Source organism: Labrenzia sp. PHM005 (assembly GCF_006517275.1).
Classification (GTDB): Bacteria; Pseudomonadota; Alphaproteobacteria; order Rhizobiales; family Stappiaceae; genus Roseibium.
On sequence record NZ_CP041191.1, the window covers coordinates 2,553,302 to 2,566,200 of the forward strand.

Genomic DNA, 12,899 nt, shown 5'->3' on the forward strand with positions numbered 1-12,899 from the left:
GATGACGTTTTGGCAGATTGTGTTTGATCTAGTGTGCGGTGAGCAACGTAAAGGTCGGGTCAATTACCTGAGGGTCTTATGGTTCAGTTCGCCACCGCCTATGTCACCACCGCCATCGTGTTTTTCGCAGTCGACTACGTCTGGCTCAGCCAAATCGCGACACGATTTTATTTTGATCGGATAGGTCATCTTCTTATGGATCGGCCGAACATGGCGGCGGCAGCCGCTTTTTACCTGATTTACGTGGTGGGGATTGTGGTGTTCGCTGTTGGGCCGGCCCTGAAAAACGACAGTCTGGCATATGCGGTTATTTACGGTGCATTGTTCGGTTTCTTCACCTATGCAACCTATGACGTCACCAATTACGCCACCATGAAGAACTGGCCCGTAATCGTTGTGGTGGTTGATGTTGTATGGGGTACAATTTTAGCGGCGTCCTCCGCTGCGCTTGGTTTTTTGTTGAGCCGGCAGTTGTTGAATTAATTCATCACTAAGAAGAAATGACGTGGGTGCGTTTGCCGGGTGACGCTGCGGTTTCTGCGTTGGGGCCTTAAGGCTTGTAGTTACTCATTTTTTACAGCTTTGCATTATTTATCGACGACGATTCAGGTTTGGGCAGGTGCGTTACCCGTAGACTGCCATGTTTGTTGGGTTGGGGCCCGTACTATCGTGACGCTTTCCATAAACGGCCGTTTTGTTTCCATGGTGGTAACTGCCGCCTTGATCATGATGGGTGGCACCGCATTCGCCTTCTACACATTTCGGCAGGCATTGATCGAACAGCTTGGAACCTCAAGCGGCGCCCAGCAGTTCCTGGACGGCAATGTGGCTTCAAATATCGACGGGCTGATCTTGGATCAAATGATCACGATTGGGCTAACGATGACACCAGTGGGCCTAGTTTTTCTAGGACTTGCGGTAGTTCTTGCGGTGGGAATTGCCCGCCCGTTGAGCCGGCTCCAGTCCGCACTTGACCGTCTTTCGGCCGGAGATCTTGATATCGAGATTGATGGCGTTGAACGTCACGATGAAATCGGTTCCATAGCCCGGTCTGTCACTGACTTTCGCAGCAATTTGGCTGAAAATGCTAGAGAGCAGGCGCGCAAGGACCAAGCGCATCAGGAGGCATTGACGGAAGAACGGTCGGCCTTGATGCAAGATGTTGCCGATGACTTTGAGAAGTCGGTCATGGGGGTTGTGTCGTCTTTGATAGAGTCGACGGGAACCGTTGAAAACAATTCAGTAGACTTGAGAAACGCTGTTGAGTCGTCTCTTCAAGCGGTCTCTGAAGTCAGCAGTGCGTCAAGCGATGCCAACCAGTCTGTGGAGACAGTAACAGGGGCTTCCAATCGTTTGTCGGACTCCCTGTCACGGGTTCGCGACGATGTCGATCAGGCAAGTGATATTGCAGATGCCGCTGTGGCTGAAGCCCGTAAGACTGATGAGATTGTTGGCCGCCTGTCGGAAACGGGCCGGGCAATTGGCGAAATCGTTGAACTTATCAGCCAGATCGCAAGCCAAACCAACCTACTTGCTTTGAACGCCACAATCGAGGCGGCGCGGGCAGGAGATGCCGGCCGTGGATTTGCTGTTGTGGCCAATGAAGTCAAGGCGCTTGCCGAACAGACCACAAAGGCAACCGATGACATTTCTGCGCAGGTCGCCGCAGTCCAGGATGTGGCGGAGCAATCAGGTGTCGCCATTTCGTCGATTGCGGACACCATTCAGCGGGTAAGTGAAATTTCGTCGAAGATCCGGGAAGCTGTCGAAGACCAGACGTCTGCGACAGGGGAAATCAACGGCAGCGCACAGACGGCACTGGACAGCTCAGAGCGTGTTTCAGGCAATGTCAGCGCATTGAACGATGCGATGGAAGCGAGCCGGACGGCGACGGAAGGAATGAGCAGTGCATCCGCAGAACTGGGTAGTCTTTCCAATTCCCTCCAAGCTCAGGTGTCCCAATTCCTGCAAAGTGTCCGCGCAGCCTAAATCTTTGACGCTTGTCTATGGTGGTTAAGTCCCGCTGCCTTATATGTCCCGGGCTGTATGAAGCATTACGACCGTGCACCCACATGTCACATATGTGGCTGATTTGTCACAGCTCTGGGTTTAGGTGCAGTTCGGCGGAAATCGCTCTTCCCTTAGCCGCGTTTCCAAAGTAACAAGAAGTCCTCAACCTTGACGGGTTGTTGTTTCAATCCCTTTGGCCGCCCGGCCAAGCAACCAGGAGGGCTTACATGCTGAATCGTTCGACGCACACAGCGACAGCCGTCCATCGGGTTCGCACGGGATCATCTGCGCGTTTCGCCTAAAAAGCGCGCCTGAGTTCCTAACACTTTTCCGACGTCCGGCTTAAGCCGCCCATCAGTTCTGGCTGCATGCGTGTCCTTGCGCGTGTCTGCGGGCGTTTCTCTCAATTTCCTTCGTTTCGGAGACACATCATGTCCTTCGGTGATCCCCTTGGGCCATTCCGGCCCAGCTTAGGCCCGGATATCGTCCAGGAGCCACTTGTCCGGCGCCCAGACGTCATCATTGAGCCGTATTTGAAACCGCGCCCGTCCACACGACTGGGTATACGCAACTTTTTGAAGATATTCGGTTTGTTTGGCGGGGCGACTGGCGTTCTGACAGTGCTGTTTGCGGCGCCGGTCTTCGTTTCCGAATTCGCAGCGATCGAAACTGTCGGCGTCCATGGCAAGACCCTGACAGCGCTCCAGTTCGCTGACCGGCTTGAAAATCTTCTGTTTGGTTCCTTTATCGTGGCAGTATCGCTGGTAAGTTTCTGTGCTTCGGCAGCGATTGCATCTCCGCGCCTCGGCGTGCGCGATCATGAGAGGGAGCCCTATAAATTCGAGTGCGGGGATGGTCATGCATCCGTCCAGCCCACTCATGCAAAGGTTCATCATGTATAAGTGGTTCGAAAACCTGATTGATCCGTTTGAAAACACGGAACTCGATGTACCGCCGAAAGGCTTCTGGGCTTTCTGTTGGTACTACACCAAGCCGGTGTGGCCAATCCTTGCCGTGGCCTCGGTCTTGGGCGCTACAATTGCGATCCTGGAAGTCATGGTCTTCACCTTTCTGGGAGACCTAGTGAATTGGCTGGGAACGGAAAACGCTGAGACGTTTTTTGCTGACAACTGGGGGCGGCTCCTTTGGATGGGGGCTGTTGTTCTCGTCCTTCTGCCAGCGGTCTCGGCGGTTTGGGAAATGGCTTTCCATCAGGGGCTGATGGGCACCTATCCGATGTCGGTGCGCTGGCGGGTTCACCGGTATCTGCTCCGGCAAAGCGTCGCGTTTTATCAAAACGACTTTGCCGGCCGGATCGCCAACAAATTGATGCAAACGGCTCTGGCTGTCCGGGAGGTTGTCACCCGGATTGCGGATATCCTTGTCTATGTCGTCGTTTATTTTGTCGCTGCTTTGTTCGTGGTCGCTGAGGCAAGCCCGTATTTTGCGATACCCTTCGTGGCTTGGCTGTGCGGATATCTGCTGACAATGCGGATCTTCATTCCACGATTGAAGAATATTTCGCGGGATCAGGCAGACGCCCGGTCGCTTATGACCGGTCACGTGGTGGATGCTTACACCAATATTTCCACCGTGAAGCTCTTCTCACATGCTGCGCGGGAAGAAGACTACGCAAAGAAGTCCATGCTTGATTTTCTGAAGACAGTCTTTCTTCAGATGCGCCTGGTGACGGGCATGAACATCACCTTGATGGCATTGAATGTGGTGTTGCTCTTTGGTGTGGCGGCACTGTCTATCGTACTTTGGCAACAAGGACTGGTGGGCACCGGCGAAATCGCAGTCGCGGTTGCGCTGGTTCTCAGGCTCCAGGGCATGTCGCAATGGATCTTGTGGGAAGTTTCCGGTCTTTTCGAAAACATCGGCACGGTTCAGGACGGCATCAACACAATTTCGCGGGAGCGTGATGTGGTTGATGAGCCGGATGCAAAGCCACTAGTTGTCGTAAAAGGCGAGATCCAGTTTGAGAAGATCCGGTTCCACTACGGCAAAGATGCCGGGGTGATCGAGGACTTGAGCTTGACCATCAAGGCGGGTGAAAAGATCGGACTCATTGGCCGCTCTGGCGCAGGTAAGTCCACCTTGGTGAATTTGCTTCTCCGATTCTACGACCTGGAAGGTGGCCATATCCTGATCGATGGACAGGATCTGTCTAAGGTCCGTCAGGACGATATTCGCAAGAACATCGGTGTGGTCACACAAGACACGTCTCTCTTGCATCGGTCGATTTTCGAAAATGTTGCCTATGGCAAGCCGGATGTCAGCCGGGAAGAGGTCATGGCTGCGCTTAAAAAGGCGCACGCCGATGAGTTCGTGCACGGACTTGAAGACCAAAACGGCCGGACTGGCCTGGATGCTCATGTCGGTGAACGGGGCGTGAAACTCTCTGGTGGTCAGCGTCAGAGAATTGCGATTGCCCGGGTGCTCTTGAAAGATGCACCGATCCTGGCGCTCGACGAGGCGACTTCGGCACTCGATTCCGAGGTGGAAATTGCAATCCAGGAAAGCCTGTTTGACCTGATGGAGGGCAAGACAGTGATTGCGATTGCGCACCGGCTGTCGACCATTGCCGCCATGGATAGGCTGATTGTCATGGACAACGGTCGAATCATGGAAGAGGGCTCTCATCACGAGTTGCTGGAGCGCAACGGGGTGTATGCGCAGCTCTGGCAACACCAGTCTGGTGGCTTCTTGGCACCGGTTCAGGCCGCCTGAATCAGACGATTAGACAAAGCTAGGCCGGGATTTTTGCAAATTCCGGCCTTGCAGCTTTCCAAAAAATGGCAGAAAAACGGCGCTGTTGTGGTTTGATCTGCGACATATGGGTAATGAGGCGTTTGTTGAACTGGACAAGCGCTTTGAAGGGTGCAAAAAGACACACGCTTTGCTGGGTGCGGAAACTCGCCGCACCTGGTCACCGTTGAGCCCGGCATTCGTTCGCTGATGTTCCTTTCAAGGGAAACATCCGGACATGCGCGGGCTTTCGGTACAGGTAGAACAGGTTTCGAGAGGACGCGACCTTGGCACATACGGATCAGGCGGAACCAAACCGCCGCGATTTCCTCTACATTGCGACCGGCGCCATGGGCGTTGTGGGCGCTGGCGCGTTGGCATGGCCGTTCATCGATCAGATGAACCCGGATGCCTCCGCATTGGCTTTGGCTTCGATTGAAGTCGACATCTCTGCCGTGGAAGAGGGGCAGTCAATCACCGTGAAATGGCGCGGTAAACCGGTTTTCATCCGCAACCGCACCGAAGCGGAAGTGGAAGAGGCCAAGTCCGTTCCGCTTTCTGATCTTCCAGATCCGTTGGCACGTAACGCCAACCTGCCGGCAGATGCTGATGCTTCCGACGTCAACCGTGGCGTCGAAGGTCAGGAGAAATGGCTGGTTCAGGTCGGGATCTGTACCCACCTTGGCTGTGTGCCGCTTGGCGATGCCGGCGACTACAAAGGCTGGTTCTGCCCTTGCCATGGCTCCCACTATGACACTGCCGGCCGTATCCGTAAGGGCCCGGCTCCCGAGAATTTGCTGATTCCGCCGCTGCAATTCGTTGGCGATTCAACGATCAAAATCGGCTAACGGCAAAGATTTTTAGGAGACAGCCATGGCTGGACATTCGAATTACGTACCGCAGAGCGCTGCGGCGAAGTGGCTGGAAAGCCGCCTGCCGGTTATTTCGCTCATGCATGGGTCCTTTGTGGACTTCCCGACCCCGAAAAACCTCAATTACTGGTGGACCTTCGGCGGCATTCTTTTCTTCGTGCTGATTGCTCAGATCATCACCGGTATCGTTCTGGTGATGCATTACACTCCGAGCACCGGCGCAGCTTTTGACAGCGTCGAGCACATCATGCGTGATGTGAACTTCGGCTGGCTGCTGCGTTACCTGCACGCCAACGGCGCATCGATGTTCTTCATCGCCGTCTACATCCACATTTTCCGCGGTCTCTACTACGGTTCCTACAAGGCGCCGCGCGAGATTTCCTGGATCCTGGGTGTCATCATCTTCCTGATCATGATGGCAACTGCCTTCATGGGTTACGTTCTGCCATGGGGCCAGATGTCCTTCTGGGGCGCAACCGTGATCACCAACCTGTTCTCGGCGATCCCGTTGGTGGGTGAAGATATCGTGATCTGGCTGTGGGGCGGCTTTGCGGTCGACAATCCAACGCTGAACCGCTTCTTCTCGCTGCATTACCTGCTGCCGTTTATGATCTTCGGCGTGGTTCTGCTGCACGTTTGGGCATTCCACACCACCGGTAACAACAACCCGTCCGGTGTTCAGCCAAAGACCAAGCAGGACACGATCCCGTTCCACCCGTACTACACGGTCAAGGATCTGTTCGCGATCATTGTCTTCATGATCTTGTTCGCGTATTTCGCATTCTATCTGCCTAACTATATGGGTCATGCGGACAACTACATCGAAGCCAACCCGCTGGTAACACCGGCGCATATCGTTCCGGAATGGTACTTCTTGCCGTTCTACGCGATCCTGCGTGCAGTCCCGGATAAGCTGGGCGGCGTTATTGCGATGTTCGGTGCTATCGCGGTTCTGTTCATCCTGCCGTGGCTGGACACTTCCAAGGTTCGCTCTGGTGCTTACCGTCCGCTGTTCAAACAGTTCTTCTGGATCTTCGCGATCAACGCGGTCGCTCTTGGCTACCTCGGCGCGATGCCGGCTGAAGGCTGGTACGTGATCTTCTCCCGGATCTGTACCCTCATCTACTTCGGCTACTTCCTGGTTGTCCTGCCGATGCTCGGCTTCTTGGAAAAACCGTTACCGCTGCCAGCTTCGATTTCTGAAGCTGTCCTGAAAGGCGGGTCCGGCACGCCGGCTGGTGCAACAGCTGCACCGGAAACGAAATAACGCGAACCGGATCAGGAGTTATTTGAGACAATGAATACCATGATCAAAATGGTTCGTTCCCTAGCAATGGTGGCAGCTGTCGCCATTGCGGCCCCGGCCAACGCTGCCGGCGGGAAGATTGAGGTCGACTTTCAGCAATGGTCGTTTGCTGGTCCTTTCGGTTATTTTGACCGGGGACAGCTGCAGCGCGGCTTTAAAGTCTACCGGGAAAACTGTTCTGCTTGTCACGGCTTGAGCCGGGTTGCTTTCCGCAACCTTGCTGAAGACGGCGGCCCGGGCTTCACCGAAGAGCAGGCAAAGGCTATTGCCAAAGAATATACCGTCATTGACGGTCCGGATGACCTCGGCGACATGTTCGAGCGTCCGGCGATCTTGGCAGACCGCTTCCCATCACCGTTCCCGAACGAAAATGCTGCGCGTGCATCAAACAACGGCGCTTATCCGCCGGACTTCTCTTTGCTTGCAAAGGCCCGTGCTCCACAGCGTGGTTTCCCGTGGTTTGTCTTCGACATCTTCACGCAGTATCAGGAAAATGGTCCGGACTATATCTACTCGCTGCTGACCGGCTACGTGGATGCTCCGGAAGGAGTTGAGGTGCCGGAAGGCCAATACTTCAACCATTCGTTCCTGGCCGGCCAGTTCATCTCCATGGCTCCGCCGCTTTATGAAGAAGCGGTTGAGTACACAGATGGCACGCCGATGACCACCGAAAACTATGCGCGTGATGTTGCCGCGTTCATGATGTGGGCCGCAGAGCCGCATCTTGAAGAGCGCAAGAAGATCGGTTTCCGCGTTATGCTGTTCCTGATCGTCTTTGCGGGAATGCTGTACTTCACCAAGAAAAAAGTCTGGCGGGACGTGGAGCACTAAGCTTCCGGCTACGACTGACGATTTCGGAAAAGGCGGGCTTTGGGCCCGCCTTTTTTCATTTGGAACTGTTCAAGACCGGTCTCGCTTGCTAAGCAATTTTCTGGATTTAGTGATTTCTCTAAAGAGGGCAGTTATGAGCGATGCGGTTCTAGGGATCATCGGCGGATCCGGTATTTATGACCTTCCAGGTCTGGAAGAGTCTCAGTGGATCAGCGTGGAGAGCCCTTGGGGCGAACCATCCGATCAGGTCCGGATCGGGATGATCGATGGCCTGAAAATTGTCTTCCTGCCGCGTCATGGGCGGGGTCACGTTTACTCTCCGACCACCATCAACTACCGAGCCAACATCGACGTTATGAAACGATGCGGTGTGACGGATCTCTTATCCGTGTCGGCGTGTGGTTCTTTGAAGGAAGAACACGAACCTGGAATGTTCGTGCTGGTGGATCAGTTTATCGACCGGACGATTGCGCGGGAAAAAAGCTTCTTTGGCACCGGCTGTGTGGCGCATGTGTCCATGGCAACCCCGGTTAGCCCGAAGCTCGTCGACGCGGTGGCGGCGGCAGCTAGAGCGGAAGGCTTAAACTATCACAAGGGCGGAACTTATCTCGCGATGGAAGGTCCGCAGTTCTCCTCGCTTGCCGAAAGTCAGCTTTACCGGTCCTGGGGCTGTGACGTCATCGGCATGACCAATATGCCGGAAGCCAAGCTCGCCCGCGAAGCCGAGATTTCCTATGCGACCGTTGCCATGGTGACTGACTACGATAGCTGGCATCCGGACCATGGTGAAGTCGACATTCAGGCAATCCTCAAAGTGCTTCATGATAATGCAGAGAACGCTCAGCGTTTGGTTGGGCGGGTCGCTAAAGACTTGCCAAGAGAGCACCGGTCCTGTCCGGCAGGCTCGGATACCGCGTTGGAATTTGCCTTGATGACGGCACCGGAAAAACGCGATCCAAAGCTTGTTGCCAAACTTGATGCTGTTGCCGGGCGTATCCTGAACAAGGCGTCATAGCCTTTCTGCCAATACACCTAATTCTCAAAAGGCTTCGACCCGCGCGGTAAACTTGATATAAGCGTCGGTCGGGGCTGTGCAGCGGTTTGAGTTGCGCTTAATAGTTTTTGCAGGGAAGAGAGCAAAATGACCGATCAGACAATCCAGGATGAACTGATCAGCGCAATCCGAACCATTGAGGACTACCCGAAAGAGGGGATCCTTTTCCGCGACATCACAACGCTATTGGGCAATGCTCGCGCTTTCCGGCGCGCGGTTGATGCGCTCGTTCAGCCTTGGGCCGGGTCTAAGGTTGATCAGATCGCCGGTATCGAGGCTCGGGGCTTTATTTTGGGCGGTGCAGTTGCGCACCAGCTGTCTGCCGGATTTGTGCCGATCCGCAAGAAGGGCAAGCTGCCACATGAAACTGTGCGCATCGCCTATTCGCTTGAATATGGCCTGGATGAAATGGAAATGCACAAGGATGCAATCCAGCCGGGCGATAGGGTCATTCTGGTTGACGATCTGATTGCGACCGGTGGAACCGCGGAAGCTGCTTGCAAACTCCTGAGATCCATGGGCGCCAATATTGAAGCGGCTTGTTTCATTGTTGACCTGCCGGATCTTGGCGGCAGGAAAAAGCTGGAAGAGTTGAAAGTGCCCGTGCGTACTCTGGTCGAATTCCCGGGGCATTGACCCCTTATGGGGGCAGGCGGGCTGGACGAACCGGCCAAACCGGTTTTCGACACAGACTTTCAGCAAGACTTTGAGACCCTGCTCCGGTGGCGACGGGATGTGCGCCGGTTCCGGACAGATCCGATCGCTCCAGAAGTTTTGATAGAGCTGCTTGGACTGGCGGATCTTTCGCCGTCTGTCGGCAACAGTCAGCCCTGGCGGATCGTGCAGGTTGAGAGCTCAGATAAACGGGCACGCGTTGCTGCATCGTTTGAAGCTGAAAATGCCGCAGCGGGCAGCGCCTATAGTGATGAGAAGGCGCAGCTGTACCGGCAGCTAAAACTTGCGGGCCTTAAGGAAGCCCCGGTTCATCTGGCGATCTTCAGCGATACCAATCCCCAACAAGGATATGGTCTTGGGCGGGCAACCATGCCGGAAACGCTGGCATATTCCACTGTCACCATGATCCATACCTTTTGGCTGGCCGCCAGAGCGCGAGGCATTGGCGTCGGGTGGGTCTCCATTTTGGATCCGGATCAAGTTAGTGAGATCCTTGAAGCTGACCCCAGCTGGAAGTTGGTCGCTTATCTGTGTGTCGGATATCCTGAAGAAGAACATATGGATCCGGAACTGGAGCGTGTCCGCTGGCAGGCCCGCAGCCCATTGGACGAGCGCCTGTTTCGCCGCTAGCATAGCGCCGGCCGATAAAATAAATGATTCACGGTCAGCCGCAGGGAGTTGAGGAGCCATCATGTCTGTAGCCATCCATGCAACAACAGTGGACGATCATGCAGATGTTCTGCAGCTGTTGATGGACCGGTGGACCTCACCGGAGATGATCATCGAGAATGAAACGATCGACGCTTCCCGGCTGCCTGGTTATACCGCGCGTAGTGATGGCGAATTGGTCGGATTGGTCACACTGATCAAGCGGGAAACCGAATGGGAAATCCTGACACTGGATTCTCTGAACCGCTGGGATGGGGTCGGCAGCCGGCTATTGCAAGCTGTTGTTGAGGAGGCCAAGGCCAATCATATCCACCGTCTGACGGTACGCACCTCAAACGACAATCTGGATGCTTTTCGGTTTTATCAGCGCCGTGGGTTCCGTCTTGAACGGATTGGCCAAGGCGTGATCGATGCCGAACGGGAGCAGAAACCCGGCATTCCGCTTGCCGGCGATTATGGCATTGAGATCCACGACGAAGTGTTTTTCGCCCGTAGTTTATAAGCGCCCACAGCGCTCCTAGATCAACGACTACTTCTCCTAAACGCTGCCGGTTTTGCCGCGAATAGCGCAGATTTGCCTTGCGCTGCACAATAGTTATAATTCCGGCATCGCGTGTTCAAAAAACGACATTTTGCATCAGCGCGACGAACTGCAAAATGTTGAAGGGGGAGTAAAAAATTGTCTGCCGCAAAACCTTTGGAATCGGCTGAAGATATTTCTGATATTGCTTTTGGTTTTATGGGGTCGAAGGCCCTTTTTTCTGCGCTTCATGCAGATATCTTCTCAATAATTTCCGAAAAAACTTTATCTCCCTCCGACATATCTAAGAAATGTAAACTGGATACTGAGCGCGTTACAACACTTCTGACTGCACTGACGTCCCTCGGCTTGGTGCGGCGCGAAGGTGAGGGTTTTACCAATTCCCCCGCTGCAGAGGCCTTTCTGGTAAAGGGCCAAAAATATGATTTTGGCGATTATCTGCGATTTCAGATCGACCGGCAAATGTATCCGTTTATGACCCAGCTCAACGAGGCGTTGGAGGGGTCTTTAGAAGAGGATCAGGTTGCGTCTTACGAAGAATGGTTCAGCGATGCGGATGAGGCAAAACTTTATTCCCAGTCACAGCACTCCGGATCGCTTGGGCCCGGCCGCGGCCTGGCCAAGTTGGTTGACCTTTCGAACACCAAAACACTGCTGGATGTTGGCGGCGGAACCGGTGCCTTTTCCATCTCTCTGTGTAAAGCCTATGACGAGCTGAAATCCACTATTCTGGACTTCCCGAATGTCGCCAAGGTCGGCCGGGAATACATTGCTGCTGAAGGGCTGGACAACCGGATATCCTATCAGCCGGGCAATGCGCTCGATGATCCGTGGCCGCCTTCTGCCGATGCCGTTTTAATGTCCTATCTGTTTTCCGGTGTGCCGGGGACGTCCATTCCGGGCCTCGTGCGCAAGGCGATGGACACGCTCACCCCGGGCGGCGTCTTTATGGTGCATGACTTCATGGTTGATGACAGCCGGGAAGGGCCGAAGCTTGCCGCGCTCTGGCAGCTGCAGCACACGGCCTTTAATCCGGAAGCAAAATCAATCACCAGCGACTATGTCGCTGGTCTGATGGAAGCGGCTGGCTTTGACGGGATCACTGTTAAAGAAATGATCCCGGGCATGACGACCTTGGTTTTTGGACGAAAGCCAGCCTGATCACCACAAGCACTGAACGCCGGGATCAATCCTTCCGGCGTTCGACAAATACGTTTGCCTTGAAGGAAAAAACCAAGTCACCGTGTTGATTGTGCGCCATCATATCTGAATGGAGAATGCCCCATTCCGGACGGCTACGGCTTTCTGTTTTTCCAGTTATGACCCGCTGATACGACAATGTATCACCGGCAAAGACCGGCTTGAGCCATTTCAGCTTATCAAAGCCTGGGGATGGGCCGATGCGCGCGACAGTGCGGCCTTCATCAACTGCCTCTTGAACCAATCGTTTGTTTGTAGCCACGAGCAGTTTCATAAAGACAGCTGCCGTGTGCCAGCCGGACGCGCACAGCCGACCGAAATGTGTCTGTGCAGCGCCTTCTTCGCTTAAATGGAATGGCTGAGGATCGTACTTCTCGGCAAAGCGAATGATTTCCTCAGCCGTAAAGGCATGGCTGCCGAGGTCTGTCGTATCGCCGATCACGATATCTTCGAAGAACTTAGTCATCCGGCGGTCTCCCGCTTGCGGAAGAGGATCGGGTTTTCCCAAAATAAAACCTGAGTTTGATCCTGATTGGCCGCGGTGACGCGGAATGTCACGATGCCTAGATCTGGTTTGGACCGCAGCTCCTTGCTGGCCAGCACTTCTGCACGTGCCGTCAGCGTGTCGCCTGGATAAACCGGCCGCTGCCACTTCAATTCGTCAATGCCCGGTGAACCCTGGCCGGATGACCGGTTGAGAAGGCCGGTTGCAAGCAAACGCATGACCATGGCCCCGGTGTGCCAGCCCGATGCCGCCAATCCGCCCAGCAGGGATGCTTTGCCGGCTGTTTCATCGAGATGAAATGGCTGAGGGTCGAATTCAGCAGCAAAGTCAATAATCTCGTCCTTGCTAACGCTGATGCTGCCCAACTCAAAGATCTGGCCGGGCTGAAAGTCTTCAAAATGATAGATGTCTGGCATGAATGATTTCAAGGTCGGAGGGGCCATAACGCGGGAATCCGCGCTATGGTGGTCCGCAATTTTACCGAT

Annotated in this window: 14 protein-coding genes; 12 read left to right on the forward strand and 2 right to left on the reverse strand. The window is 54.5% G+C overall.

The genetic code is table 11. From position 1 onward, the window contains the following. Positions 1–78 precede the first annotated feature (78 nt). From FJ695_RS11460 to FJ695_RS11515, 12 genes are all read left to right on the forward strand, one after another. Positions 79–483, forward strand: a complete 405-nt coding sequence (locus FJ695_RS11460) for a DUF2177 family protein (RefSeq protein ID WP_141185576.1) — start codon at positions 79–81, stop codon at positions 481–483. Between the two features lie 186 nt (positions 484–669). Next, complete coding sequence (locus FJ695_RS11465; protein ID WP_209011010.1) at positions 670–1,989, forward strand: methyl-accepting chemotaxis protein; 1,320 nt, start codon at positions 670–672, stop codon at positions 1,987–1,989. A 452-nt stretch (positions 1,990–2,441) separates the two neighbouring features. Next, positions 2,442–2,912: a hypothetical protein gene (locus FJ695_RS11470; RefSeq protein ID WP_141185577.1), complete on the forward strand. Its 471-nt coding sequence runs from the start codon at positions 2,442–2,444 to the stop codon at positions 2,910–2,912. Further along, positions 2,905–4,743 carry an ABC transporter ATP-binding protein gene (locus tag FJ695_RS11475; protein WP_141188687.1) on the forward strand — a complete coding sequence of 613 codons (1,839 nt, stop codon included), beginning with the start codon at positions 2,905–2,907 and terminating at the stop codon, positions 4,741–4,743. Before FJ695_RS11470 ends, FJ695_RS11475 begins: the two co-directional genes overlap by 8 nt. 305 nt (positions 4,744–5,048) lie before the next feature. Further along, positions 5,049–5,609, forward strand: coding sequence for a ubiquinol-cytochrome c reductase iron-sulfur subunit (gene petA / locus FJ695_RS11480; protein WP_141185578.1), 561 nt, complete (start codon positions 5,049–5,051; stop codon positions 5,607–5,609). A 25-nt stretch (positions 5,610–5,634) separates the two neighbouring features. Next, positions 5,635–6,900, forward strand: coding sequence for a cytochrome b/b6 (locus FJ695_RS11485; RefSeq protein ID WP_141185579.1), 1,266 nt, complete (start codon positions 5,635–5,637; stop codon positions 6,898–6,900). A 30-nt stretch (positions 6,901–6,930) separates the two neighbouring features. After that, positions 6,931–7,770, forward strand: coding sequence for a cytochrome c1 (locus tag FJ695_RS11490; protein ID WP_141185580.1), 840 nt, complete (start codon positions 6,931–6,933; stop codon positions 7,768–7,770). 133 nt (positions 7,771–7,903) lie between these two features. Then, positions 7,904–8,785: an S-methyl-5'-thioadenosine phosphorylase gene (locus tag FJ695_RS11495; protein WP_141185581.1), complete on the forward strand. Its 882-nt coding sequence runs from the start codon at positions 7,904–7,906 to the stop codon at positions 8,783–8,785. A 126-nt stretch (positions 8,786–8,911) separates the two neighbouring features. Further along, positions 8,912–9,460 (forward strand): adenine phosphoribosyltransferase, encoded by a 549-nt coding sequence (locus FJ695_RS11500; protein ID WP_141185582.1) that lies wholly within the window; start codon positions 8,912–8,914, stop codon positions 9,458–9,460. Positions 9,461–9,466: 6 nt separating this feature from the next. Further along, positions 9,467–10,129, forward strand: coding sequence for a 5,6-dimethylbenzimidazole synthase (gene bluB, locus FJ695_RS11505; protein WP_141185583.1), 663 nt, complete (start codon positions 9,467–9,469; stop codon positions 10,127–10,129). A 61-nt stretch (positions 10,130–10,190) separates the two neighbouring features. Further along, the gene (locus tag FJ695_RS11510) at positions 10,191–10,670 is read left to right on the forward strand and encodes a GNAT family N-acetyltransferase (protein ID WP_141185584.1); all 480 of its coding nucleotides are present in this window, start codon (positions 10,191–10,193) and stop codon (positions 10,668–10,670) included. Positions 10,671–10,847: 177 nt separating this feature from the next. Next, the gene (locus tag FJ695_RS11515; RefSeq protein WP_141185585.1) at positions 10,848–11,870 is read left to right on the forward strand and encodes a methyltransferase; all 1,023 of its coding nucleotides are present in this window, start codon (positions 10,848–10,850) and stop codon (positions 11,868–11,870) included. A gap of 25 nt (positions 11,871–11,895) precedes the next feature. Here FJ695_RS11515 and FJ695_RS11520 read toward each other — a convergent pair whose 3' ends face one another. Beyond that, positions 11,896–12,375 carry a MaoC family dehydratase gene (locus tag FJ695_RS11520; RefSeq protein ID WP_141185586.1) on the reverse strand — a complete coding sequence of 160 codons (480 nt, stop codon included), beginning with the start codon at positions 12,373–12,375 and terminating at the stop codon, positions 11,896–11,898. Further along, positions 12,372–12,830: a MaoC family dehydratase gene (locus FJ695_RS11525; RefSeq protein ID WP_141185587.1), complete on the reverse strand. Its 459-nt coding sequence runs from the start codon at positions 12,828–12,830 to the stop codon at positions 12,372–12,374. The genes FJ695_RS11520 and FJ695_RS11525 overlap by 4 nt, the downstream gene beginning before the upstream one ends. Positions 12,831–12,899 lie beyond the last annotated feature (69 nt).

Excerpts from the sequence above, each read along its gene's own strand:
- FJ695_RS11460 (WP_141185576.1), top strand. The coding sequence starts at position 79 with ATGGTTCAGTTCGCCACCGCCTATGTCACCACCGCCATCGTGTTTTTC.
- FJ695_RS11470 (WP_141185577.1), top strand. The coding sequence starts at position 2,442 with ATGTCCTTCGGTGATCCCCTTGGGCCATTCCGGCCCAGCTTAGGCCCG.
- FJ695_RS11475 (WP_141188687.1), top strand. The coding sequence starts at position 2,905 with ATGTATAAGTGGTTCGAAAACCTGATTGATCCGTTTGAAAACACGGAA.
- FJ695_RS11485 (WP_141185579.1), top strand. The coding sequence starts at position 5,635 with ATGGCTGGACATTCGAATTACGTACCGCAGAGCGCTGCGGCGAAGTGG.
- FJ695_RS11490 (WP_141185580.1), top strand. The coding sequence starts at position 6,931 with ATGAATACCATGATCAAAATGGTTCGTTCCCTAGCAATGGTGGCAGCT.
- FJ695_RS11495 (WP_141185581.1), top strand. The coding sequence starts at position 7,904 with ATGAGCGATGCGGTTCTAGGGATCATCGGCGGATCCGGTATTTATGAC.
- FJ695_RS11500 (WP_141185582.1), top strand. The coding sequence starts at position 8,912 with ATGACCGATCAGACAATCCAGGATGAACTGATCAGCGCAATCCGAACC.
- bluB (WP_141185583.1), top strand. The coding sequence starts at position 9,467 with ATGGGGGCAGGCGGGCTGGACGAACCGGCCAAACCGGTTTTCGACACA.
- FJ695_RS11510 (WP_141185584.1), top strand. The coding sequence starts at position 10,191 with ATGTCTGTAGCCATCCATGCAACAACAGTGGACGATCATGCAGATGTT.
- FJ695_RS11520 (WP_141185586.1), bottom strand. The coding sequence starts at position 12,375 with ATGACTAAGTTCTTCGAAGATATCGTGATCGGCGATACGACAGACCTC.
- FJ695_RS11525 (WP_141185587.1), bottom strand. The coding sequence starts at position 12,830 with ATGCCAGACATCTATCATTTTGAAGACTTTCAGCCCGGCCAGATCTTT.